Raw genomic sequence first — 23,667 nt, forward strand, 5'->3', positions numbered from 1 at the left:
TCACCCCGTAGGGCCCGGCCTCAAAGGCCTCGGCAACCCCCTGTCGCCGTGTCAGGAGCGCGCATTCTACAGCTTCGCACCCCCTTGTCAAACCCCTCGTCACCGCCGCCGAAGCCTCCGCTTCGCCGCCGCCCGAAAGCGGCCTCGCCGTGACGAGAGGCGGCATTATAGACCCAATGAAAAATCTGTCAAACAGTTTTTCAAGGGGCCCACAAAAGGGCGGTTCGCGCGGTGATGAAGCCGACGGACGGGCTTGGCAGTACGCCGCCGGCGGCGCATCATGCCTCTTATGATAACACTGCCTGCAACGCTGGGCTCCGCGCCCGGATGGCTTTACCCCGGACAGGTCATGCACCGGCGTGCGGGACCACCGGCCTACCGCTTTGCCTACCGCTACTGGGCCATTCTCGCGGACCTGGACCGGCTTCCGGAATTGCGGCGCCGCTCGGGCCTGGTCCAGCACAACCGAAAAGGGGTGGTGGCCCTGCACGATGCGGATCACGGCCCACGGGATGGCAGCCCCCTCCGGCCCTGGTTTGACCAAGTGCTCGCCGATGCCGACCTGGACCTGGCCGGCGGGCCGGCCTGGCTGCTCACCCAGCCCCGGGTCTTCGGCGTCGGCTTCAACCCCTTATCGCTCTGGTTCGGCTGGCACCGGGACGGTCGCCTGCTGGCCGTACTGGCCGAGGTACGCAATACCTTCGGCGACTGGCACGGCTACCTGCTACACGAGAACGGAACACCACTCGGGAAGACTATAAGAAGCCGGACGACCAAGTGCTTCCACGTCTCCCCCTTCTTCCCGGTGGCCGGGCAGTATGACTTCCGCATCCGGCTGGACGAGCAACGCCTGGGTATCGGCATCCATTACAGCCTGCAGGACGCCCCCTTGCTCACGGCGGTGCAGGCGGGCACGCGGCAGCCACTGACGCGGCGCCATCTGGTCAAGGCGATGGCCGGGCCGCTACCCGGCAGCGCCGGCACCCTGGCGGCCATCCACTGGCAGGCGCTGAAGATCTGGCTGCGGGGCGGGCGCTACCATGCGCGCCCGCAACCGCCGGCGCAGACCATCACCGACGACTGAGCCGGGGGCCGCCGCCCCTCAGACCTCCAGCGGCCCGCCGAGCCGTGCCCGGCGCAGGCGCAGGCTGTTGCTGACCACCAGGATGCTGGACAGGCTCATGGCCGCGGCCGCCATCATGGGCGACAGCAGCAGGCCGAACGCCGGGTAGAGCAGCCCGGCCGCCACCGGCATCAGGGTGATGTTATAGAAGAAGGCCCAGAACAGGTTTTGGCGGATGGTGCGGAAGGTCCGGCGCGCCAGCCGGATGCCGGCGGCCACCCCGCGCAGGTCCCCGGACATCAGCACCACCTCGCCGGCCTCGATGGCGATATCGGTGCCGGTACCGATGGCCATACCCACGTCCGCCTGGGCCAAGGCCGGGGCATCGTTGATGCCATCGCCGACGAACACCACGCTGTGGGCGTCGCCCTGCAAGGCGGCCACCTCACGCGCCTTGTCCTCCGGCATCACCTCGGCGATCACCTGCTCGATGCCCACCTCCCGGGCCACGGCCTGAGCCGTGCGCTGGTTATCGCCGGTGATCATGATCACCTGCATGCCGAGCGCCTGCAGCGCATGGACCGCCTCGGGACTACCGGACTTGATCGGATCGGCCACCGCCAGCAGCGCCGCCAGGCGGCCGTCCACCGCCACGTATAACGGCGTGCGCCCTCGGCCTGCCAGGCTTCGGGCCCGTTCCGCGAACGGGGAGAGATCCAGCCCGAGGCGGGTCATGTAGCGGTCCGCACCCACCTGGAGACGGTGACCGCCGACCTGCCCCTCCACGCCAAGCCCGGCGTGGGCGGCGAAATCGCTCACCGGCAGCTCTCCAGTGCTGTCCAGCCCTCGGACGATGGCCTCCGCCACCGGGTGCTCGCTGCGGGACTCCAGGGCAGCGACCAGAGGGGCCAGCTCGGCCTTGTCCCATTGCGGACGCAACTCGAACTCGGTGAGTTCTGGCCGACCCTCGGTCAGGGTGCCGGTCTTGTCCACCACCACCGTGTCGACCCGGGAGATGGCCTGGAAAGCGGCACCGCGACGGAACAGGATGCCCTGCCGGGCGCCCCGCCCCGCACCCACCATGATCGCCATCGGCGTGGCCAGCCCCATGGCACAGGGGCAGGCGATGAGCAGCACACTCGCCGCGGTGACCAACGCATAGTGCGGCCCGGGCCCGAGCAGCGCCCACGAGAGGGCGGCGGTCAATGCGATGGCGATGGCTGCCCAGACGACAACCCCGGCGATCCGGTCCACCAGGGCCTGAATAGGGGGTTTGGAGGCCTGGGCCTCCTCAACCAGGTGCACGATACGGCCCAGCACGCTGTCCTCGCCAATGCCGGTGGCGCGGAAGCTGAAGCTGCCTGAGCCATTGACCGTGCCGCCCACCACCTGCTCGCCCACGGTCTTCTCCACCGGGACGGGCTCCCCGGTGACCATGGACTCGTCCACGTAGCTGCCGCCGTCAGTCACCTCGCCGTCCACCGGTACCCGCTCGCCCGGACGCACCACGATCACGTCGCCGGGCTGCAGCGCATCCACCGGCACGCTGACCAAGTCATCGCCCCGCTGGACCCGCGCCTCGCGCACCTGCAGCGCCAGCAACTGGCGGATTGCATCGGAGGCCCGCCCCCGTACACGCAGCTCGAAATACCGCCCGACGAGGATGAGGGTGACGATCACCCCGACCGCCTCGAAGTAGACCCCGCGGGCCGCCTCCGGGAACAGGCCGGGGGCCAGCAGGACCAGCATGGAATAGAGCCATGCCGATGTTGCCCCCAGCATGACCAGACTGTTCATATCGGGATTGAGCCGGCGGAGGGCAGGCCAGCCATGCTTGTAGAACCTCGAACCGGCCCAGAACAGCACGGGCGTGACCAGGACAGCCTCAACCCAGAGCCACGCCTCCGGTGCCAACACCCGATGCATGACCTCGGCCATGGGGGCCACCATCATGGGCCCCATGGCGATCAACACGAGGGGAACGGTCAGCGCCACGGCCACCTGCTTGGCCCTGCGGAGCTGCTTCAGCTCGCGGTCGGCGGGCCCCTCCGTCTCACCCGAACCGCCGTCGCTCAGCAGCCGTCCCTCGAAACCGGCCTTCGACACCGCATCCACCAGGCCTTGCGGGTCGGCAACGCCGGGCAGCACCTCCACCCGGGCCCGTCCGGTGGCCAGGTTGACCGTCGCGGAGAACACCCCGGGGCGACGCCCCAGCACTTTCTCCACCCGGCTGACGCAGGAGGCGCAGGTCATGCCGTCCACCGCCAGATCGAGCTGCTGCGTCTGCGGCTGGAAACCGGCCTTGTTTACCGCGTCCAACAGGGGCTGGAGCGCCATGTCGCGCTCGGCCTCAACGCGCGCCTTCTCCGTCGCCAGGTTCACGCTCACCGAGCGCACGCCGGGCACACGGCCAAGTACACGCTCCACTCGCGCGACGCAGGAGGCGCAGGTCATGCCCTGCACCCCCAGATCGAAGCTCTGCTCGGTGGATTGGCTTTTGTCACTCATGGGGCCTCCCGGTGGGGCAGCGGTCAACGGTACTTCAGGACTTCCATCAGTTCCTCGACCATCTCCTCCACGTCGCCCCGCTCATTGGCGGTGGTCACGTGGTCGCGCAGGTGGGCACGGAGTACCAGACCACCGACGCGGTCCAGCGCCCCCTGCACCGCCTTGACCTGCTTGAGCACATCCACGCAATAGGTGTCTTCCTGGTCGAGCATGCGCAGGATGCCGTCCACGTGCCCCCGGACCGAGCGCAGACGCTGGCGGGCATCGTCCCGGGCGCTGTCATCCAGGCGCAGGCGGTGGCAGCAACCGGCCATCAGGCCTCCACGCGGGCATCGAAGCCCTGCTCATCCAACGCCGCAACCAGGGCGGCCGGGTCGGGCTCGCCGCTGACCTGCGCCTGCCCGTCATCGGCCGACACCCGCACCACCTCGGTCACCCCGGGTACCGCCTGCAGCGCGTCGCGCACGGCCTTCTCGCAATGCCCACAGCTCATGCCCTCGATTTTCAGCTTCATCAATAACCTCCTGCTTCTCTCACCCCAGGTGGGGGGGGCTGGGGATAAAAGTCTGACCCGACGGCGCCCCCGGGGTCAACCACGGCACGGTGGAGCAGTCAGTGCCTGCCGGACCGCCGTTCCAGCCGATCCACCTTGGCGCTCAACTCCCGCATCAGTTGCAGCATCTCCAGGCGCTCGTCGTGGGCACGCTGCTCCTGTTCCACCCGCTTGGCGTCCTCTGCCTCCCAGTGCGCGGACTGCATACTCTCGATGATGATACCGATGAACAGGTTGAGCACCGTGAACGAGGAGATGAGGATGAACGCCACAAAGTAGACCCAGGCCCACGGGTAGGCCTCAATCACGGGTCGGGCGATGCCCATGGACCAGCTTTCCAGGGTCATGATCTGGAACAGGGTGTACATGCTACTCCCCAGGGTACCGAACCACTCGGGGAAGGTCTGGGCGAACAGCTTCACCCCCATCACCGCGAACACGTAGAAGATCACCAGCAACAGCAGGGCGATCCAGGCGATGCCGGGAATGGCCTTGAGCAACGCTTCAACGATCCGGCGCAGCCGCGGGACCATCGAGAAGAGGCGTAGCACCTTGAGGATGCGCAGGGCCCGCAGCACCGAGAAGGCACCGGAGTCCGGCACCAGCGAGACGGCCACCACGGCGAAGTCGAAAAGGTTCCAACCGCTTCGGACAAAACGGGTGCCGTCAGCGATCATCCGTAGCAGGATTTCCACCACGAAGGCGGCGACGATGATGGTATTGACCCAGCCCAGCCAGGGTTGCAACGCCTCGGTCAAGGCGGGCGAGGTCATCAGCCCCAACGTGACCGCGTTCAGCAGGATGAGCCCGACGATGAAATACTGAATCGCCGGCAGGTCGATGAACCAGGCCAGGCGCCCCCGCAGGCTCTCGTCCTCCGGGTGCTGCACCAGGTGACCGATCATGTCCTTCTGGTGCTCACTCATGGCCTAGTCCCTCACCACCCGCACCTGTGCGTCCAGCCGGGCCGGAATCGCCTCCGGCGTGACCATGGCCATTGCCACGAGATCGAGGAGCGGCACGGGCTCGGTCGGGCGCGCCCGCAGCTCAAGCCCTACCGGGTCGCGCAGGAAAACCGTCACGGCCTCGGCCGTCTCCATGAAAAAGGGCTCACCGAAACGGCCCGCCCAACCCTGCACCATGGGAATCAGTGCCTCCGCCTGGCTCTCATCCGCCAGCGCGCGGAAGAACCCCTGGTCGCGATAACGCAGGTTGAGGCCGGCCACCTCGAACTCCGGGAGCTCCAGCGCATGGGTCCGCAGGGTCTCGCCCAGGTCGAAGCGGGTCAGGTGGAGGCGCCCTACCGCCCAGCCTCGCCCCGGGATATTCAGGCGGAACTCGTCCACTTGCAGGGCCTGTGCCTCCGGGTCATAGCGGTACGCGAACACCCACTCCGCCGAGTCATCGGACCAGTCCGCGGCCGGCACCGGCCAGCCATCGGCCGGGTCGGCGTGCAGCCCGACCGCACGCACCCTGAGGTGGTGGGGCGGGCTGTGCTCCCGGTCCACGTCCACCACGATCAGCTCATCCACGCGCAGGGGTTGCTCACCCTCGTGCGCCACCGTCAGGTCAAAGACATGCAGACGCTGATTCCACAAGTTAACGGCTACCCGATCGTAATCCGCGCTCCACTCTGCCGGCAGCCCCTCCAGCGCCTCTTCCAGGGCCAAGCGCCCCTCACGGTCCGCCCAGGCCTGCAGGCCGAGCACGGCCACGGCACCGACCACCGCCAGTGCCACCAACCCATGCCAGTAACGCAGCTTCATAGTGGGCCTACCCCAATCATCACGATTCAGAGGGCGAAACCATACCACGAGGCCGATTCCGCCTCTTGAAAAATCCGGCGCGCGCCCTATCTAACAGAGTGAGGACATCAAACAACCGGTCAGCAATCATTCATGGGAGGTGATTGTCATGGCGATCGTACGGTACGACCCGTGGAACACCCTGCGTCAGATCCAAGGCGATCTGGACCGCATGTTCGGCCAGCGCGGCCCGCTGGCGGCCGATGAGGCCGAGAGCGCAGAGACCGCCGGGCAGTGGCTGCCGGCCGTAGACATCTCGGAGGACGAGAAGGCCTACCACATCCATGCGGATCTGCCGGGGGTGGCACCGGAGGACATCGAGATCAGCATGGATCAGGGCGTGCTCGCCATTAAGGGCTCGCGCGAGTCGGAGAGCACCGAGAGCGAGCAGGGCTGGAAGCGCGTGGAACGGGCCCGCGGCACCTTCTACCGCCGGTTCTCGCTCCCGGAGTCGGTGGATGCTGAAAACATCGAGGCGCGCTCCCGCAACGGCGTACTGGAGGTGACGGTCCCCAAGAAGGTCGCACCGCCTGCTCAGCGTATCGAGGTGAAAGCGGAATAACGCGGGCCGGGGCCGCGGGCACGCCCCCGCCGGCCCCACTCCTTCCCGAAACGCCGGGACTGCCCGGGGTCAATCCGCCGATGAAGGCCCGGACAGGGTGGGCCGGCCGCAGGGGCGCTCCTGGCAGTGCCCGGCCAGCCGCTCCAGGCTTGCCGGCTCCTTGAGGGTGATTTCCTTGCCCCGGCTGTGCAGCCACCCCTGCTCCTGGAAACGCCGGAACAGCCGGCTCATGGTTTCCGGCGCCAGCCCAAGGTAGTTACTGAGGTCACTGCGCGACATGGGCAGACGGAAGCGCGTCGCCGACAGCCCCCGGCGGGCGAACCGCTCGGAGAAATTCAGCAACAGGATGGCCAGGCGCTCCTCGGCGTTCCGCCGGGCCAGGGCGTGGAGCATCTCGTGGTCCTGGAAGATCTCCTTGCTCATCAGACGAAGGAGCTGGCGCTGGAGGTCGGGAATGGCCCGGGCCAGTTCCTCCAGCTCCGGGAAGGGGATCTCGCAGATGCTGGAGGTCTCCAGCGCCCGCGCCTCGCAGGGATGCTCACCCAGGCTGACCGCATCCAGCCCGATCATCTCCCCCGGCATGTGAAAACCGGTGACCTGCTCCTCGCCATCGCGGGAGATGGTATAAGTCTTCAGTGCACCGGCCCGCACGGCATACACCGCACGGAAGCCATCCCCCTCCCGGAAGAGCACATCGCCCCGACGCAACGGGCGCTGACGCTGCAGGATCTCGTCCAGACGCCGAACGTGCTCGTCATCCAACCCCTTGGGAAGACAGAGGCTGAACAGGGAGCAATCGCTACAGGCGCCCTTGGAGCCTGCCAATTGCACTACCCTTTCTCCCTGCCAGTGCGCCATACGGATACCCCGCCGGAGGGCGGCCTTGCGGCCGGCATGAAAACCAGGCAACAGAATACCGCCAATGCCGCTGCCCGTACAAAGCGAACCGTCGCCGGTGTGAGGGGCGGCGCCCTCAATAGAGGCTCTGGAACAACCGGCTGCGGTACTGCCGGACCAACGGGTCCTCGGCACCCAGCAGATCAAACACCCGCAGCAGGGTATCCCGCCCGCGATCATCGCCCCACTGGCGGTCGTGGCGCACAATCCAGAGCAAGTGCTCCAGGGCCGGCTCATTCTCCCCGGCCAGCACCTGGTAAAGGGCGAGCCCGTGGCGCGCTTCGGTATCGGCCGGGTCCTGCTCCAGCCGTGCGGCCAGGGCATCGCGGCCAGGCAGGTCCGCCAGCTGCTCGGAAAAAGCCCGGTGCGCCTTGATCCCCTTGCACCGCGGGTCGTGACGGGCATCATCCGGCAGCTCGGCGACTATGGCCTCGGCCTTCTCCGGCTCGCCGGTCTGCATCAGCGCATGGGCCAGATCAAGGGCCACCTCCTGATCGTCCGGCCGGTCCGAGCGGGCCTGCTCCAGGAGCGGGATCGCGCCCTGCAGGTCTCCGGCGGCCACAAGCTCCCGCGCCTGCTCCAGCGGATCGGCTTGCGGGGCCTGCACATGCTGATCCAGGAAACGGCGCAGCTCACCCTCCGGGAGCGCACCGGTGAACTGGTCCAGCACCTGCCCCTGGGAGACCAGGATGACGGTGGGCAGGCTGCGCACACCCACCTGGGCAGCAATCGCCTGCTGCTCGTCGCAATTGACTCGTGCCAGGCGGAAGGCGCCGCGGTATTCCTCGGCCAGCTTCTCCAGCAGGGGCATGAGGGTCTTGCAGGGCTGGCACCACTCGGCCCAGAAATCCACCAGGACCGGTTGCTGCATGGAGCCTTCCAGCACCTCTGACTGGAAGTTGTCCATGGTGATATCGATAATATGTGGTGAGGTAGTCACAGGCACTCCCATACTGTGCGTCGGCATGGTCGACGAAATGAATCTATCCTGAGAGCAAACACCCTGGTTGACGGACGGTCAAAAGGGGCGTCGTCATGCTCTTGGAACGCTTATTATCGCGCATTGTGACGGAGGGACGGCTGGAGGTCATCCTCCCCGATAACAAGCGACTGGGATTCGGCCCGGGCAACACCCCGCACGTCGTGGTGAGGCTCAAGGACTGGGCCACGGTCCGGCGCCTGGGGCTGCGCCCCGATCTGGAGCTGGGCGAGGCCTGGATGGACCAGCGCCTGAAACTGGAACAGGGCAGTCTGCGCGAGCTGCTTACCATCGCCTGCGGGGCGTTGCGGGAGCTGGAACAGACCGGCTGGCACCGGTTACAACGCCGCCTCCTGCGCCCCTTCCGCTACCTGGCGCAGTTCAACCCGCTGTACCGGGCGCGGCGCAACGTCGCGCACCACTACGACCTGTCCGGCGAGTTGTTCGACCTCTTCCTCGACAGCGACCGCCAGTACTCCTGCGCCTACTTCGAGACCGGGGCGGAGAGCCTGGAGGAGGCCCAGGCGAAGAAAAAGCGCCACCTGGCCGCCAAGCTCTGCCTGGCACCGGACCAGAGGGTCCTGGACATCGGCAGCGGCTGGGGCGGCATGGGCCTGTCCCTGGCCCGTTACGCCCCGGTGGATGTTACCGGGGTCACGCTCTCCACGGAGCAACTGGAGGTGGCTACCCGGCGCGCTGCGCAAGCCGGCCTGGACGACCGGGTCCGGTTCCGGCTCCAGGATTACCGGGAAGAAACCGGCCCCTATGACCGCATCATCTCCGTCGGCATGTTCGAGCACGTGGGTGTCACCCACTACCGCCCTTTTTTCGGTCACCTGCGCCGCCTGCTCAAACCGGACGGCGTGGCCGTGCTGCACGCGATCGGCCGGATGAGCCCGCCGGCCCGCACCAACCCGTGGATCGCCCGGTACATCTTCCCGGGCGGCTACTGCCCGGCACTCTCGGAGGTCTTGCGCGCCGTGGAGAAGGCGCAGCTCTGGGTAACCGACGTGGAGATCCTCCGCCTGCACTACGCCCACACCCTGCGCGCCTGGCACGAGCGGTTCCTGGCCAACCGCGACCGGATCCGCGAACTTTACGACGAGCGTTTCTGCCGCATGTGGGAGTACTACCTGCTCGCCAGCGAGGCGGCGTTCCTCCACCTGGACCACATGGTGTTCCAGATCCAGCTAGCCCGCGACCGCCACGCCGTGCCCCTCACCCGCAACTACATCCAGCAGAACGAGGCGCACTTGGCGGCCCTGGATGGCGAGCAGCGCACAGGGTTACAGGAGGTCCGGCGCACAGGGTGACGGCCTGGACCCTATTACAGGGCAGCGGCCCCGTTATACTGTTTCGGCATAGAACACACGGATAAGCAAGGAGTGTTAATGACGGGCAAGCTTCGCTGCGCGGTAGTGGGGACCGGCCACCTCGGTCGCTGGCATGCGGACAAGTACGCCGCCCTGCCGGACTGCGAACTGGTGGGGGTGGTGGACGTGGACCAGGAGGCCGGGCGAGCGGTCGCCGACAAGCACAACGTGCCGCTGTACGACGACCACCTCGCCATCATCGGAGAGGTGGATGCGGTCAGCATCGCGGCCCCCACTTCGTTGCACTACCGCATCGCCCGGGATTTTCTCTCGGCCGGCGTGCATGTGCTGGTGGAAAAGCCCATCACCACCACCCTCGCAGAGGCAGATGAACTGATCGAACTGGCGGCCCGCCACGGGGCGCGGCTCCAGGTGGGCCACCTGGAGCGCTTCAACGCCGCGCTCATGGACCTGGACCTGCAGAACCAGCCCCCGCGCTTCATCGAATGCCACCGCCTGGCCCCCTTCAAGCCCCGGGCCACCGATGTCAGCGTGGTACTGGACCTGATGATCCACGACATCGACATCATCCTGTCGCTGGTGGACGAGACACCGGAACGAATCGATGCCAAGGGGGTGCCGGTGCTGACCGGGGATACCGACATCGCCAACGCCCGCTTGCAGTTCCCCGGCGGTTGCGTGGCCAATGTGACTGCCAGCCGGGTGAGCATGAAGATGGAACGGAAGATGCGCCTGTTCCTGCCGAACGGCTACGTGTCGGTGGACTTCCAGAACCGGGTCCTGACCCGCCACCAGCCGGGGGAGCGCGAGATGTTCCCCGGCATCCCGGAGATCGTCAGCGAAGAGTCGGTATTCGAGGACGGCGATGCCCTGATGGCGGAGATCCGGGACTTCGTCGCCTGCATCAGGGAGGGGCGCAGGCCTTTGGTGGATGGGCAGGCGGGGCGCCGCGCCCTGGCGACGGCCATCCAGATCAGCGAACAGCTCAGCGCCTGAGCGTCATTTCGGGCCGCGTCGGCCTCCCCCAATGGGGCAGGCCGACGCTTGATGTAACCTCACGTCAGTGCGCGGCCCGTTCAGTGCCCACCCTGGGGCACCACCAGCACCGGGCAGTTGGCGAACTGCAGCACCTGGTGACTCACCGAACCCAGCAGCAGGCCGGAGAACCCACCGTGGCCGCGGCTGCCCACCACCAGCATGGTGGCATCGGAACCGTGATCAAGCAGCGTCCGCGCGGTGCCGTGTTTCTCCGCCAGCACCACCTCTTGCTGCACGTCCACGCCCTTGGCCTCGTCGGCCACCGAGGCCACCAGCTTCTCCACGATGGCCTTGGCCTCCTTCTCCAGCTCCTTGATGGGCGGCGAGATCAGCGCCCCCCACTCCGGGTCCAGGTAACGCCGGTCCAGCACGTAGATGGCCCGCAGCGCCAACTTGCGCAGCTTGGCCTCCTCCAGCGCGACCAACAGGGCACGGCGGGAACCCTCGGAGCCATCCACCCCGACAACAATCGAGCCCATAGTTATCGCCCTCCTCGTAGACTTGATTTCGCGTTATCGCCGCTTCCATCATGCAACATGCATGTACAATCGTTGAGCGGCTCACCTACAATTTACATGAACTGGTTAGACCATATAAGGTAAAACCGCAAACCGCAGTTTCCATATTGCAGCATTCGCGGCATAAACCAGAAAGAAGCCGCCCTTGCGACAACACCACTACAACCATAGTCCAGAACCGGGCACGCCCCCTGCTGGGAGACAATAACTATGAATGCAGTATGGCTCGCCTTCATCGCCGGCCTGATCTACATCGTCGGCTGGCGCTACTACTCCAAGTTCCTCGCCGAACGCATCTACCGGCTGGACCCCAACTTCATCACCCCCGCCAACCGCTATAACGACGGCGTGGACTTCGTGCCCACTAACAAGTGGGTGCTCTGGGGCCACCACTTCACCTCCGTGGCCGGTGCCGCGCCCATCGTTGGCCCGGCCATCGCCATGTACTGGGGCTGGCTCCCGGCCATGCTCTGGGTGGTCCTGGGCACGGTCTTCGCGGCGGGTGTCCACGACTTCGGCGCCCTGGTGCTGTCTGCCCGCCACAAGGGGCAGTCCATCGGCACCCTGGCCAACCGCCTGGTGGGGCGGCGGGCCAAGCTGCTGTTCCTGTTCATCATCCTCATACTGGTCCTGATGGTGAACGCGGTCTTTGCCTGGGTCATCGCCAACCTGTTCATCAGCAACCCCTCGGCCGTGCTGTCGGTCTTCATCCAGATCCCGCTGGCCATCTGGATCGGTTATACCGTGCTGCGCAAGAAGGGGAACATGCTGATCCCGTCGCTGGTGGCGCTGGCCGTCATGTACGGCGCGGCAGTGGCGGCCTCCTACATTCCAGCGCTGCAGATCGACCTGGTGCGCTGGATGGGTGGCGAGGAGGCCAGTGGCGTGCTGTTCGGGCTGGATGCCACCGGCTCGGCCTTCCTGATCTGGATCATGATCCTGCTGGCCTACGTGTTCGTCGCCAGCACCCTGCCGGTCTGGAAGCTGCTGCAACCGCGTGACTACATCAACGCCCAGCAGCTCGTAGTCGGCCTGCTGCTGCTTTACGGCGGCCTGCTGGTCACCATGCCCTCGGTGACCGCGCCCGCCTTCAACGCCCAGGCGGACACCTCCTGGTTCCCGCTGCTGTTCATCACCATCGCCTGCGGGGCCATCTCCGGGTTCCACGGGCTGGTGGCCTCGGGCACCTCGTCCAAGCAGCTCGACAAGGAGACCGATGCCCGGACCATCGGCTACCTGGGTGCGGTGGGTGAGGGCACCCTCGCCCTGGTGACCATCCTGGCGGTGGCCACCTTCTTCGCCAGCGCCGGCGACTTCCACGACGCCTACTCCAGCTTCGCCGCCGCCGGTGCGGGCGGGGTCGGCAACTTCGTCGGCGGCGCCGGGCAGTTGATCTCCGGGCTGGGCATCCCCGAGCAGGTAGGCCAGACGATCGTGGCGATCATCATCGTCAGCTTCGCCGCCACCACCCTCGACTCCGCCGTGCGCCTGCTGCGCTACATCATCGGCGAGCTGGGGGTCGAGTACGGTGCGCCAAAGCTGTCGCAGCGCTACGTGGCCACCTCCATCGCCGTCTTCCTGACCGGCCTGCTGGTGCTGCTGCCGGACGGGGGCCAGGGCGTCGGCTCCGGTGGCTTCCTGCTCTGGCCGCTGTTCGGCACCTCCAACCAGCTGCTGGCGGGCATCACCCTGATGCTGGTCTCCCTGTGGCTGTACCGGCAGGGCCGCAGCCCGCTGCCTACGCTGATACCGATGGTCTTCCTGCTGACCATGACCGTCTGGGCCATGATCCAGCAGGTGGTATTCAACTGGTCGGGCCTGGGCGAGGCGGACACCCAGTGGCTGCTGTTCATCCTCGGCGCCATCATCCTGGGCTTTGCCCTGTGGATCCTGCTGGAGGCGGTGCGCTTGTTCCGCAACCCGGAGGAGCTCAAGCGCCTCGCCGAGCGTGAGGCCCGCGAGGCCGAGTAAGCCCGTCGGGCGGGGGCCGTGGAGGCCCCCGCCCCCTGCCTTCCCAGGAGGTCGCAATGAGTGACCCCGACGAACCCCGCAACCCCATCGCACGCTGGCTCTACCGCTACGACCGGATGCTGCGCCTGGGCCATGAGGCCGAGGTGATCCGGGAACTGCGGGACGAGGACGACCTGTTCCTTTTCATGTGCTTCTCCGAGATGCTCGGGGTGCCAAACCCGGTCTCCTACCACACCCTGGAGCTCTACCCGTTGATCATCGAGGAATTCCACGAATGGCATCAGCGCATGGGCCTGGAGCGCTCCCCGCTGGACCACATCCGCTGTTGTTAAGGAGCTGACAATGGATCATGCGCTGCTGGAAAGGAAGGTGGTGTTCTTCGCCGGCAAGGGCGGCGTGGGCAAGTCCACCTCGGCCTCCGCCTTCGCCCTCTGTGCGGCCCGGCAGGGCAAGCGGGTCCTGCTGGTCTCCACAGACCCGGCGCACAACCTGGGCGATATCTTCCACGCACCGATCGGTGGGGAGGGCATTACCCGGGTGGCCGCCAACCTGGATGCGCTGGAGGTGGACGCGCACCGTGAGACCCACCGCTACCTGGACGGGGTCAAGGAGAACATCCGCCGCACGGTCAGCTCCACCATGATGGAGGAGGCCATGCGCCAGATCGACCTGGCGGCCCACTCCCCCGGGGCCACCGAGGCGGCGCTGTTTGACCGCATGGTGAGCCTGATCCTGGAGGAGTCCCAGGACTACGACCTGCTGGTCTTTGATACCGCGCCCACCGGCCATACGGTGCGCCTGCTGACCCTGCCGGAACTGATGGGAACCTGGGTGGATGGCCTGCTCAAGCGCCGGCGCAAGCGCAACAAGGACTACTCCCACTGGCTGGGTGATGGCGAGGTGCCGGACGACCCGCTCTACGACGTCCTCAGCCGACGGCGGCAACGGGCGGCGGCCATGCGCGATATCCTGCTCGACGACAGCGCCACCGCCTTTGTCTTCGTGCTGGTACCCGAGTACCTGCCCATCACCGAGACCCGCAACGCCATCCGCGAGCTGGCCGCCTGGGACATCCACGTCCGCCACCTGGTGGTGAACAAGCTGCTACCCGCGGACGTGACCGACGCCTTCTTCCGCGAACGGCTGGCCCGGGAGGAGCGCTGGCTGGACCGGATCGACGAATACTTCCACGACCTGCACCAGGTCCGCCTGCCCCTGCTGCCCGGCGACGTGGACAGCCGCGAGGCCCTGGACCAGGTGGCAGCGGCGATAGAGGCGGAATTGTCGAAACGGTGACAGGGCTCAGCGCACCCGCTGAATCTGGCTGGCCTGCAAAGCGCCCTCCTTTACGGCGGAGGGGTTCACGTCGAACTCCAGGATAATATTGTGGCTGGGCAGATCGGCCGGCCTCACCCCCCCGGGCAGATCGCCATCCCGGAAGTAGGCCGATGCGTAGGGCGAGTTGGGGTGCCGGGTATCGGTCACCCAGAGGTGATCGGCAATCCGCCGCATGAAACGCAGAAAACCGTAACCCTCCGGACTGTGGTAGTAGCAGATGCCCCGCACCCGGGAGCCCATCTCCCCCCAGACCCCCCGGCCCTCCGGGTTCCGCGGCGGCAGCAACCCCGGTACCAGGTAGCCGGAGACGAACACATCCGCCTCGCGACGCAGTTCCGAGGAGATATTGTCGAAGGCCAGCACCTCCACCCGGCAGCCCTGGTTCTGCAGTGCCCGAACCACCTGCACGAAGTCCCCGTCGCCGGTGACCATCACCACCCGGGTGAGGTTCTGTGACTGCAGCAGCGCATCCACCGCCATGTCCAGGTCGGCATTGGCCTTGGCGTAGGCGTTCCCCTCCTCGTCGCGGTACCAGCGGTACTTCTTGACGATGACCTTGTAACCGAACTCGCGGATGGACTGGAAGAAATTATTGACCCGCTGATGGTAGCCGCGGTCGCGCTCCGCCCGGTGCTCGTCGTAGGTGACGTAGGCGTTCAGCCGTATGGGCTCGGCCCCGGTGCGGCAGGCGAACTCGCGCAGCACGTCGTACTGCATCCCGAAACCACCGTTCATCTGGATATTGGCGGCATCCACGTAGATGCCCACGCCGCCGCTGCTGCTACTGGACATAACCGGCCCCCTGCGGAAAAGCTCATCGTATACGAGTGGCAGGCACAGAAAAACGTCTGCGCAAGCAGGGCGGGGCAGGTGCGGGTGACTGGCAGGCAGCCGGTCCGAGAGGCGGGCCGGCGGGGAAGGGCGGCCGCGGTGTGCCGCAAGGGCACACCGCAAGCCGGTCAGCTGCTACGGCGCAGCCGGACCACCACGTCTACACCGGTGATCTCGTGCCCGGCCGGAACGCTGATGCGGCTGGCCAGCTCGTCGGCATCCAGGCTGAGCTGGACGTCTTCGATGTCACCGGTGTCCTCGTTGAACACGTGCTGGTGCGCCCCGGTGTTGGTGTCGAAGTAGGACTTGCCCGAATCCACCACCACCTCACGCAACAGGCCGGAGGTGGTGAACTGGTTCAGGGTGTTGTAGATGGTAGCCAGTGACACCCGGACACCCTGCCCAAGGGCCTCGTCGTACAGCGACTCGGCGGTGACGTGGCGATCGCCCTGCGAGAACAGCAGGTCCGCCAGGGCCACGCGCTGGCGCGTCGGCCGCAGGCCGGCGTCGCGCAACCGCCCGACGATGTCGTGGTGCTGGTGTTCGTTAAGTTCGCTCATGGAAACCTCTCGCAGCCGGAAGGCGCGGGTTCTTGACTTTAATGAAGTCTAAAGCCAACAACCCCTTGCAGCAAGCGTTCCATTTTGACTCCCGGCCAATTCCGCCACGCCCGGTCAACCGTCAGTGCCGGTGCGCGCCGCGGGCTGGTACTCCCCGGCCGGCCCTGCCGTGCCACGCGGTTCATGCAGGGTCTCACCAGCCTCGTCCATGCCCACCCAGGGCTCGGTGGGGGCCACCGTGCGGGTACCCGGACGCGGTGCGTAGCGCTCATGCTCCAGCGCCCTCACCAGCCCCAGCAACATGACCACCATGACGATGGAGAAGGGCAGCCCCGCCAGAATGACCGCGGCCTGCAGGGTCTCCAGCCCACCGGCAACCAGCAGCACCCCGGTCAGCAGTGCCAGCACAACGCCCCAGATCACCCGGTGGATGGTGGGCGGGTCGGTGTCACCGTTCGCCAGGATGGTATTGATGACCAGGGTACCGGCGTTGGCCGAGGTGATCAGGTAGGTCGCGATCAGCAACGTTACCAGTACGGCTGCCCCCTGCCCCAGCAGGCCCAGCCCCATGCCCTCAATGGTGTGGAATATGGCGATAGAGACATCCTTGGAGACGGCCTCCACGACGCCCCCGGCGCCGAACAGCTCCTGGTGCAACGCCGTGCCGCCGAACAGCCCGATCCAGACGAAAGTGATCACCGTGGGCATCAGGAGCACGCCCAGCATGAACTCGCGCAGGGTGCGCCCACGGGAAATCCGCGCGATGAACATGCCGACGAAGGGCGACCAGGCGATCCACCACCCCCAGAAGAAGACCGTCCACTCCGCCTGCCAGCCGGTGTCCTTGTTGGCGTGGGTGTAGAACGTCATGGCCAGCAGGTTCTGCAGGTACTCGCCGGTGGACTCGATGGTCAGGGCGAACAGATAGTGGGTCGGCCCGAAGAGCAGGAAGAAGAGCACGATCACCACGCTGAGCCAGAAGTTGGCCTCGGAGAGCATGCGCACCCCCCGCTTGACCCCCGAGACCACGGAGACCGTCGCAATGAACATGATCACCGCGGTCACCCCCAACTGGAGGGTCAGCGTGGTGTCCAGATCGAACACCTGCCCCAGGCCGGTGTTCATCTGCTGCACCCCCAGGCCCAGGGTGGTCGCGATACCGAACACCGTGCCGAACACCGCCAGACTGTCCACCAGGTCGCCGATGGGGCCGTGAATCCGGTGCCCCAGGAAGGGGTAGAGCGCGGAGCGGATGGTCAGCGGCAGGTTGTGGCGAAAGCTGAAGTAGGCCAACACCAGGCCCACCAGCCCGAAGATCGACCACCCCGGCAGCCCCCAGTGGAAGAAGGTCAGGCGCATGGCCACCGCCGCCGACTCCGGGCTGCCGTCCGCAGCGAAGGGGTTGGCATCGAAGTGCATCACCGGCTCGGCGATACTCCAGAAGATGATGCCCACGCCGGTGCCCGCGGCGAACAGCATCGCCACCCAGGAAAAGGTGGTGAACTCCGGCCGCTCGGTGTCGCCCCCGAGCCGCACATTCTTGTACCGGCCCACACCGAGCCAGAGGCAGAAGACGAAAAAGATCGCCACCAGAATGACGTAGTACCACTCCAGGAAGGGGTTCAGCGTCTCCCGGGCGGTACCGATGGCCGCTGCCGTCTGCTCCGTCCACCCGGCCCCCAGGGTCACCGAGACCAGCATCACCACGATGGTGATGATCGTGACCACGGGGTTCATACCCTTGAGCAGACCTGATTTCGCCTGTACCGCCATGACTGTTGGATTCCTTCTGGTTTGTGGGCACCGGGGCACGCCGACGCAGCGCGTGGTAGGGTAACGCGAGTGCGACGCCGGCCACCAGAAACCGGACCCCTGATGCCATGGAACCGCTCACCCTACTGCTGGCACTGTTGAGTATCGCCCAGGCCGTGGTCGGCCCCCTGGCCGCCGGGCACGCCCTGCTGAACAAGCGCGAGCCCTCGGTCGCCATGGCCTGGATCGCGGTCTGCCTGGCCTTCCCGGTGGCCGGCCCGCTGATCTACTTTTTCTTCGGCATCAACCGGGTCCGCACCCGGGCGCGCAAGCTGCTCTCGCCCGGCGCGGCCGCCCCCGATGTCAGTGACAAGCCCCCCTCCCCCTGCCCGACGGACGGTGCTCCGAGTTGCTCCGAGCTGGTCCGCAGCGCCGATGCCATCACCGGCCGCACCCTCTACCAGGGCAACCGTCTGGAACCCCTGCACGACGGGGAGACCGCCTACCCCCGGATGCTGCAAGCCATAGAGGAGGCCCGGGAGCGGCTCTTTCTGAGCACCTACATCTTCAAGAGCGACCGGATCGGCCAGCGCTTCGTCCACGCTTTAAGCCAGGCGCACCGGCGCGGGGTGGATGTCCGCGTCCTCGTGGACGGGGTCGGCGAGTGGTATACCTTCCCCCACGTCAGTCGGTTGCTGCGCCGTGCCGGCGTCCGCCACGCCCGCTTTCTGGCCCCCCACCTGCTGCCGCCGGAGATTTATATCAACCTGCGCAACCACCGCAAGCTGCTGGTGGCCGACGGGCACATCGGGTTCACCGGTGGCATGAACATCAGTGACCACCACCTGACCAGCACCGGGGCCGGGCGCCGGCCGGTCCAGGACCTGCATTTCCGGGTCACCGGACCGGTGGTGGCCGATCTGGAGCAGGTGTTTCTGGAGGACTGGGCCTTTGCCACCGGCGACGAGAACCCGGTCCCCGAAGCCGCATTGGAGCACCACGGGCCCGCCGCCTGCCGCGCCATCGTGGACGGCCCCAACGAGGACCTGGACCGGCTGCTGATGATCATGGTGGCGGCCATCTCCGCCGCCCGGCAGTCGGTCTGGATCATGACCCCCTACTTCCTGCCGCCGCGCCCGCTGACCACCGCCCTGCAAGCGGCGGCGCTGCGAGGGGTGACGGTGAACATCCTGCTGCCGCGGCGCAGCAACCTGCCCTACGTGGACTGGGCGAGTCGCCACATGCTCTGGGAGCTGCTTCACTGGGGGGTGAAGGTCTGGTACCAGCCGGCACCGTTCAACCACTCGAAACTGCTGGTCATTGACGACCACTACAGCCATCTGGGCTCGGCCAATCTGGACCCGCGCAGCCTGCGGTTGAACTTCGAACTCACACTGGAGGCGCACGACCGCGAGTTCGCCGAGCAGATGGTGGCCCACTGCCGTAAAATCCAGGCGGTGAGCGAACCGGCCGTCGCCGACGAGTTGCACCAGCGCAGCCTGCCCGTGCGGGCACGGGACGCCCTCTTCTGGCTGCTCAGCCCCTACCTGTAGAACGAGGACCATGGCCCCGAGCTCCGACGCACTGAGTCCCGACGCAAAACGCCGCCACCTTGTCAAGCATTTGGGTCCCGAGGCCGTCATCCTGTCCGGCGATGCCATGGCCCCCTATCTGGCGGAGTGGCGCGGCCGTTTCCCAGGCCGCGCGCTGGCGGTGCTTTGCCCGGCGGACACCCGGGCGGTGAGCCGGGCGGTGGCCTGCTGCGCCGACCTGGGATTGGCCATCGTCCCGCAATCCGGCAACACCGGACTGGTCGGCGGCGGCTCCCCGCAGGACGACGCGGACCAGGTGGTCCTGAGCCTGGAGCGGATGGACCGCGTCCGCGCCATCGACCCGGAGAACAACACCCTGACCGTGGAGGCGGGCTGCAGGCTGGTGGACGTCCAGCGGGCGGCCCGCGATGCCGACCGGCTGTTCCCCCTCAGCCTGCCCTCGGAAGCGCAGTGCCGGATCGGGGGCAACCTGGGCAGCAATGCCGGCGGCACCAACGTCCTGCGCTACGGCAACACCCGCGAACTGGCCCTGGGCCTTGAGGTGGTGCTGGCGGACGGCCAGGTCTGGAGCGGGCTCACCGGCCTGCGCAAGGACAACAGCGGGCTGGACCTGCGCGATCTGTTCATCGGCAGCGAGGGCACCCTGGGCATCATCACCGCGGCCGTGTTCCGCCTCTACCCCCTGCCCCGGGACGTGCAGACCGCACTGGTGGCGGTGCCCGACCCGGCCCGGGCCATCGCCCTGCTGCGCCGGCTGCAGGCCGACAGCGGCGACACCGTCACGGCGTGTGAGCTGATGAACACCCTGGCACTGGAGCTCGGGCGCCAACAGGCGGGGGCCGCGGCCGGGGGCATACCGGACACCGCCCCCTGGTACCTGCTGGTGGAACTCGCCAGCCCCAACCCCCACGCCGGACTGCGCGAGGTACTGGCGCACAGCCTCGCCGAGGCGCAGGCAGCCGGCGAGGTCAACAAAAGCGTGGTGGCCGTGGACCCCGACCAGCGGCAACAACTCTGGTCCATCCGCGAAGGCATCCCCGGTGGCCAGAGCCAAGCCGGTGCCAGCATCAAACACGACATCTCCCTGCCCATCTCCCGCCTCCCCGACTTCCTGGCGCAGGCCGCGGAGCGGGTCCGGGCCGAGGATCCGCGGGTCCGCCTGTGCACCTTTGGCCACGTGGGCGATGGCAACCTGCACTTCAACCTCAGCCAGCCCGAGGGCATGGCCCGCGACGCCTTCCTGGCGCAATGGACGCGGTACAACGACCTGATCCACGACCTGGTCACCGGGATGGGCGGCTCCATCGCCGCCGAGCACGGCGTCGGGCTGCTCAAGGCCGAGGCCCTGCGCCGGCACAAGGACCCGGTGGAACTGGACCTGATGCGCCGGATCAAGCAGGCCCTGGACCCGGAGAACCGCCTCAACCCCGGCAAGCTGATTCCCGGCGATGAACTTTAGCCCCCGCCACTACGCCCTCCCTGCCCTGGTGGCGCTGGCCCTTTACGTGGCCGGTACCGCCTGGGTCGGCGAACGGCAGCATTGGGTGGCCATCAGCCCCTATCCCAGCGAGCACTTCATGGCGCTGGCCACCCACCCGGATGGCCGCTTTTTTGCCGGAGCGCAGTCGGGCGCGGTGCTGGAACGCGGCCCCGCTGGCGACTGGCAGCTGCACAACACCGGGCTACCCGCCATCACCTGGCTGCGGCCGGACGGCGATGGCCTGATCGCCGGCACCATCGCCGGCGTCTACCACTCCACGGACGGGCGGGACTGGCAACCGGTAGAAGACGGACTCCCGGATGACCTCTGGGTGCTGCAGTTCGAGCCCCTGCCTGACAGCCTGACCCTGCTCAGCCCCGACCGGGGCCTGTTCCGGCGCGGCACCGACGGCCAATGGCAGGCCGATCACCGCCGCGGCCTGCCCCCCGGCGTGCACATCTATCACTACGCCCGCGACCACCAGGGCGGCGACCACGTGGGCACCGTGGGCGAAGGGGCCTGGTACCGTGAACACACCGATGCCGACTGGCAACCCAACCGCGAGGGCCTGCACCGCAACGCCCGCGGTTTCAGCCTGCTGGCACGCGAGGGCGGCGTGATCCTGGGTAGCGACCGGGGCGCCTGGTGGCAGGCGGCCCCGGGCCAGCGCTGGCACGCCCTGGGCACCGGGCAGCACGGCTTCCGGGTGCTGGACCTGGCCGTGGACGACCAGGACCGCGTCTGGGCGGCCAGCGACGAGGGTATTTGGGTGGCGCGCGAGAGCGACCCGGATGGCCGCCCCACCCCCTGGGAGAATGTCCCCGTCCGCGACGGCCCGCAGGCGCCGGTAAGCCGGTTCCATATCACCGACGACCACCACCTGGCCGCCGCCGGGGCCATCTACCGGCTGGAGCGGGACACCAGCCACCGGGTGCCCGTTCTGGTCATGGCATTGCTGGCAGCCGTCCTCACCTGGGGTATCATGCAGCTGCCGGCGATCACCAGCCGAAACACCCCTTCCGGTCACCGATGACACCACATGGACGCCGCCGCTTATGAGACTGCCCTGCCGTCTGCTGCCCCTGCTTGCCACCCTGCTCCTGATCAGCGCCTGCGCCAGTAATGGCAATGGGCCCGAGCCGGAAGCCGGCACAAGCAACCCCACCGGTGAAGGCGGCGATGCCACCCTTGCCGATGAGGCCTGGGATGAGGACTGGGATGACTGGGACGATGACCCCGGCACCGCCGACCCGCTGGAGCGTTACAACCGGGCGGTGTTCACCTTCAACGAGTTCTTCGACCGCACCGTGGCGCGGCCGGTGGCCACCGGTTACGTGCAAACGGTTCCGGAGCCGGGGCGCAACCGGGTCACCAACTTCTTCGCCAACCTGCGGGAGCCGGTCAACGTGGTCAACCACAGCCTGCAGGGCGACGCCGGTGCCGCCACCGAGGGCACACTGCGCTTTCTCTTCAACTCCACCTTTGGCCTGCTCGGCCTCTTCGACGTGGCCGGCGCCATGGGCCTGGAGCGGCAACGCACGGACTTCGGTCTCACCCTGGGCACCTGGGGCGTAGACACCGGGCCCTACCTGGTGCTGCCCTTCCTGGGTCCCAGCAACGTCCGCGACGCCAGCGGCCTTGGGGTCCAGTTCGTGACCCGTGAATACACCGGCCCGCTGCACTGGACCGACCAGGAGCGCGACGTACGCTGGTCGCTGGCTGCGCTCAACGTGGTCGACATCCGGGCCCGGCTCCTGCCCGCCACCCGCATCATGGAAGAAAGTGGCGCCGACCCTTACGTCTTCATGCGCGAGTCCTACCTGCAGCAGCGGGCTCGGCGCCTGGCCGGCCCGGATGACGACGGCTGGGGCGACGAATGGGACGATGAGTGGGATGATGGCGACGACGGCTGGGATGATGAATGGGAAGAGGACCCGGACTGAACCGGTTTGCCACCTGAGTTAAACTTCAGGGGAATGGCATGAGGTGACAGGCGCGCCGCGCCGGGAGGGTCCCATGCTTCAGGTACCACCGCTGGTGGATCCGGTGCGCAACGCGCCCAAGCCCCGCACCCCGCCGACCATCGAGGGGGTGCTGGCCGTCAGCCCCTACCCCCGGGTGCATCGCAAAGAACAGGAAGACCGCGAGCAGGAGCACGGCGGCGAACGGTTCGCGGAGGCCGGTGGCCAACGGCGCACGGCCAGCGGCCCGCCGACCGCCCGCCAGGCGTCCCCCAGAAGGGATTCCGACCGCACCGACGACGACGCGCCCAGCGCGCCGCGGGACCCGCCATCGCTGGGCATCGATGAATATGCCTGACCACCCCGCCCCCCGACTGCCCCTCCGCCAGCCCGCGCTGCTTACCCTCGGGCTGCTGCTCCTGCTGGCCCTGGCCCTGCCCGCGGACGCCAGCATGCGCTGCGGGTCGCGCCTGGTCTCCACCGGCGACCGGGAATACGACGTCCGCTCCGCCTGCGGTGAACCCGACCACATCAGCCACGTCTGGACGAGCTACATCCCGAGTCGCGGCTGGATCGCTGAAGAAGAGGTCTGGTACTACAATCGCGGCCCCAACCAGCTGATGCGGGTCCTGCGGTTCCGCCAGGGCCGCCTGCGCGACATCTCCACCGGTGGGTACGGGTTCCACCCCGACAGCAGTGGCTCCTGTCGGCCGCGCGACCTCCAGCAGGACATGACCGAGTTGGAACTGCTGGCGCGCTGCGGCGAACCCGCCTCGGTGACCGTCCGCCGCCGGGGCAGCAGCGGCCACCCCCGCAACCCCTGGCACGGCGGACCGGACCGGGTGGTGGAGGAGTGGATTTACGATTTCGGGCCGCAGCACTTCTACCGCGTGGTCACGCTCCACCGTGGCGAGGTGGAAGCGGTGGAGCGTGGCGAACGCCACGGGAACTGAACCACGACCGT

At 67.4% G+C, this 23,667-nt stretch carries 24 protein-coding genes; 13 read left to right on the plus strand and 11 right to left on the minus strand.

Annotation, left to right across the window (positions count from 1 at the left end; all coding sequences use genetic code 11):
- The first annotated feature begins 349 nt into the window (after window positions 1-349).
- Window positions 350-1,084: a DUF1365 domain-containing protein gene (locus DFR31_RS06800; RefSeq protein ID WP_245971096.1), complete on the plus strand. Its 735-nt coding sequence runs from the start codon at window positions 350-352 to the stop codon at window positions 1,082-1,084.
- An 18-nt stretch (window positions 1,085-1,102) separates the two neighbouring features.
- On the opposite strand, the gene DFR31_RS06805 is transcribed toward DFR31_RS06800, so the two are convergent.
- From DFR31_RS06805 to DFR31_RS06825, 5 genes are all read right to left on the minus strand, one after another.
- Complete coding sequence (locus DFR31_RS06805; protein WP_121441845.1) at window positions 1,103-3,571, minus strand: heavy metal translocating P-type ATPase; 2,469 nt, start codon at window positions 3,569-3,571, stop codon at window positions 1,103-1,105.
- Window positions 3,572-3,594: 23 nt separating this feature from the next.
- On the minus strand, window positions 3,595-3,885 hold the full coding sequence (locus tag DFR31_RS06810; protein ID WP_121441846.1) for a metal-sensitive transcriptional regulator: 291 nt from the start codon (window positions 3,883-3,885) through the stop codon (window positions 3,595-3,597).
- Window positions 3,885-4,085 carry a heavy-metal-associated domain-containing protein gene (locus DFR31_RS06815; protein ID WP_121441847.1) on the minus strand — a complete coding sequence of 67 codons (201 nt, stop codon included), beginning with the start codon at window positions 4,083-4,085 and terminating at the stop codon, window positions 3,885-3,887. The genes DFR31_RS06810 and DFR31_RS06815 overlap by 1 nt, the downstream gene beginning before the upstream one ends.
- Window positions 4,086-4,183: 98 nt before the next feature.
- Window positions 4,184-5,050 carry an ion transporter gene (locus DFR31_RS06820; RefSeq protein WP_121441848.1) on the minus strand — a complete coding sequence of 289 codons (867 nt, stop codon included), beginning with the start codon at window positions 5,048-5,050 and terminating at the stop codon, window positions 4,184-4,186.
- A 3-nt stretch (window positions 5,051-5,053) separates the two neighbouring features.
- A complete protein-coding gene (locus DFR31_RS06825) occupies window positions 5,054-5,890 on the minus strand; it encodes a hypothetical protein (RefSeq protein ID WP_121441849.1) in 837 nt (278 codons plus the stop codon).
- Between the two features lie 148 nt (window positions 5,891-6,038).
- On the opposite strand from DFR31_RS06825, the gene DFR31_RS06830 reads away from it, so the two are divergent.
- Complete coding sequence (locus DFR31_RS06830) at window positions 6,039-6,491, plus strand: Hsp20/alpha crystallin family protein (RefSeq protein WP_121441850.1); 453 nt, start codon at window positions 6,039-6,041, stop codon at window positions 6,489-6,491.
- 69 nt (window positions 6,492-6,560) lie between these two features.
- Here DFR31_RS06830 and fnr read toward each other — a convergent pair whose 3' ends face one another.
- Together fnr and trxA are read right to left on the minus strand one after the other, a co-directional pair.
- Window positions 6,561-7,349, minus strand: a complete 789-nt coding sequence (gene fnr / locus DFR31_RS06835; protein ID WP_121441851.1) for a fumarate/nitrate reduction transcriptional regulator Fnr — start codon at window positions 7,347-7,349, stop codon at window positions 6,561-6,563.
- Between the two features lie 115 nt (window positions 7,350-7,464).
- A complete protein-coding gene (trxA, locus tag DFR31_RS06840) occupies window positions 7,465-8,328 on the minus strand; it encodes a thioredoxin (RefSeq protein ID WP_121442192.1) in 864 nt (287 codons plus the stop codon).
- A gap of 95 nt (window positions 8,329-8,423) precedes the next feature.
- On the opposite strand from trxA, the gene DFR31_RS06845 reads away from it, so the two are divergent.
- Both DFR31_RS06845 and DFR31_RS06850 read left to right on the plus strand, forming a co-directional pair.
- Entirely contained in the window at window positions 8,424-9,680 is a 1,257-nt protein-coding gene (locus tag DFR31_RS06845) for an SAM-dependent methyltransferase (RefSeq protein WP_121441852.1), read from the plus strand.
- Between the two features lie 78 nt (window positions 9,681-9,758).
- Window positions 9,759-10,697 (plus strand): Gfo/Idh/MocA family protein, encoded by a 939-nt coding sequence (locus tag DFR31_RS06850; protein WP_121441853.1) that lies wholly within the window; start codon window positions 9,759-9,761, stop codon window positions 10,695-10,697.
- 80 nt (window positions 10,698-10,777) lie between these two features.
- Here the strand turns inward: DFR31_RS06850 and DFR31_RS06855 are convergent, their stop codons facing one another.
- Window positions 10,778-11,218, minus strand: a complete 441-nt coding sequence (locus DFR31_RS06855) for a universal stress protein (protein WP_121441854.1) — start codon at window positions 11,216-11,218, stop codon at window positions 10,778-10,780.
- A 249-nt stretch (window positions 11,219-11,467) separates the two neighbouring features.
- On the opposite strand from DFR31_RS06855, the gene DFR31_RS06860 reads away from it, so the two are divergent.
- The 3 genes from DFR31_RS06860 to DFR31_RS06870 are packed head-to-tail and all read left to right on the plus strand — an operon-like array spanning window position 11,468 to window position 14,524.
- Window positions 11,468-13,228 carry a carbon starvation CstA family protein gene (locus DFR31_RS06860; protein ID WP_121441855.1) on the plus strand — a complete coding sequence of 587 codons (1,761 nt, stop codon included), beginning with the start codon at window positions 11,468-11,470 and terminating at the stop codon, window positions 13,226-13,228.
- 56 nt (window positions 13,229-13,284) lie between these two features.
- Window positions 13,285-13,560: a cory-CC-star protein gene (locus tag DFR31_RS06865; RefSeq protein ID WP_121441856.1), complete on the plus strand. Its 276-nt coding sequence runs from the start codon at window positions 13,285-13,287 to the stop codon at window positions 13,558-13,560.
- 10 nt (window positions 13,561-13,570) lie between these two features.
- Window positions 13,571-14,524 carry an ArsA family ATPase gene (locus DFR31_RS06870; RefSeq protein WP_121441857.1) on the plus strand — a complete coding sequence of 318 codons (954 nt, stop codon included), beginning with the start codon at window positions 13,571-13,573 and terminating at the stop codon, window positions 14,522-14,524.
- Between the two features lie 6 nt (window positions 14,525-14,530).
- On the opposite strand, the gene DFR31_RS06875 is transcribed toward DFR31_RS06870, so the two are convergent.
- From DFR31_RS06875 to DFR31_RS06885, 3 genes are all read right to left on the minus strand, one after another.
- Window positions 14,531-15,358 carry a LabA-like NYN domain-containing protein gene (locus tag DFR31_RS06875; RefSeq protein WP_121441858.1) on the minus strand — a complete coding sequence of 276 codons (828 nt, stop codon included), beginning with the start codon at window positions 15,356-15,358 and terminating at the stop codon, window positions 14,531-14,533.
- 167 nt (window positions 15,359-15,525) lie between these two features.
- Window positions 15,526-15,957 (minus strand): iron response transcriptional regulator IrrA, encoded by a 432-nt coding sequence (gene irrA / locus DFR31_RS06880; protein WP_121441859.1) that lies wholly within the window; start codon window positions 15,955-15,957, stop codon window positions 15,526-15,528.
- A gap of 114 nt (window positions 15,958-16,071) precedes the next feature.
- Window positions 16,072-17,730 (minus strand): BCCT family transporter, encoded by a 1,659-nt coding sequence (locus DFR31_RS06885; RefSeq protein ID WP_121441860.1) that lies wholly within the window; start codon window positions 17,728-17,730, stop codon window positions 16,072-16,074.
- Between the two features lie 107 nt (window positions 17,731-17,837).
- Between DFR31_RS06885 and cls the strand changes: the two genes are divergently transcribed.
- The 6 genes from cls (at window position 17,838) to DFR31_RS06915 (ending at window position 23,656) form a co-directional block, all read left to right on the plus strand.
- Window positions 17,838-19,262 carry a cardiolipin synthase gene (gene cls / locus DFR31_RS06890; RefSeq protein WP_121441861.1) on the plus strand — a complete coding sequence of 475 codons (1,425 nt, stop codon included), beginning with the start codon at window positions 17,838-17,840 and terminating at the stop codon, window positions 19,260-19,262.
- A gap of 10 nt (window positions 19,263-19,272) precedes the next feature.
- A complete protein-coding gene (locus DFR31_RS06895; RefSeq protein WP_121441862.1) occupies window positions 19,273-20,721 on the plus strand; it encodes an FAD-binding oxidoreductase in 1,449 nt (482 codons plus the stop codon).
- Window positions 20,711-21,775 carry a WD40/YVTN/BNR-like repeat-containing protein gene (locus DFR31_RS06900; RefSeq protein ID WP_121441863.1) on the plus strand — a complete coding sequence of 355 codons (1,065 nt, stop codon included), beginning with the start codon at window positions 20,711-20,713 and terminating at the stop codon, window positions 21,773-21,775. The genes DFR31_RS06895 and DFR31_RS06900 overlap by 11 nt, the downstream gene beginning before the upstream one ends.
- A 22-nt stretch (window positions 21,776-21,797) precedes the next feature.
- Window positions 21,798-22,685, plus strand: a complete 888-nt coding sequence (locus tag DFR31_RS06905) for an MlaA family lipoprotein (RefSeq protein WP_121441864.1) — start codon at window positions 21,798-21,800, stop codon at window positions 22,683-22,685.
- 73 nt (window positions 22,686-22,758) lie between these two features.
- Window positions 22,759-23,061 (plus strand): hypothetical protein, encoded by a 303-nt coding sequence (locus DFR31_RS06910; RefSeq protein WP_121441865.1) that lies wholly within the window; start codon window positions 22,759-22,761, stop codon window positions 23,059-23,061.
- Complete coding sequence (locus DFR31_RS06915; protein ID WP_170153618.1) at window positions 23,054-23,656, plus strand: DUF2845 domain-containing protein; 603 nt, start codon at window positions 23,054-23,056, stop codon at window positions 23,654-23,656. The genes DFR31_RS06910 and DFR31_RS06915 overlap by 8 nt, the downstream gene beginning before the upstream one ends.
- Window positions 23,657-23,667 lie beyond the last annotated feature (11 nt).

This window comes from Alkalispirillum mobile (genome assembly GCF_003664325.1).
Taxonomy (GTDB): Bacteria; Pseudomonadota; Gammaproteobacteria; order Nitrococcales; family Halorhodospiraceae; genus Alkalilimnicola; species Alkalilimnicola mobilis.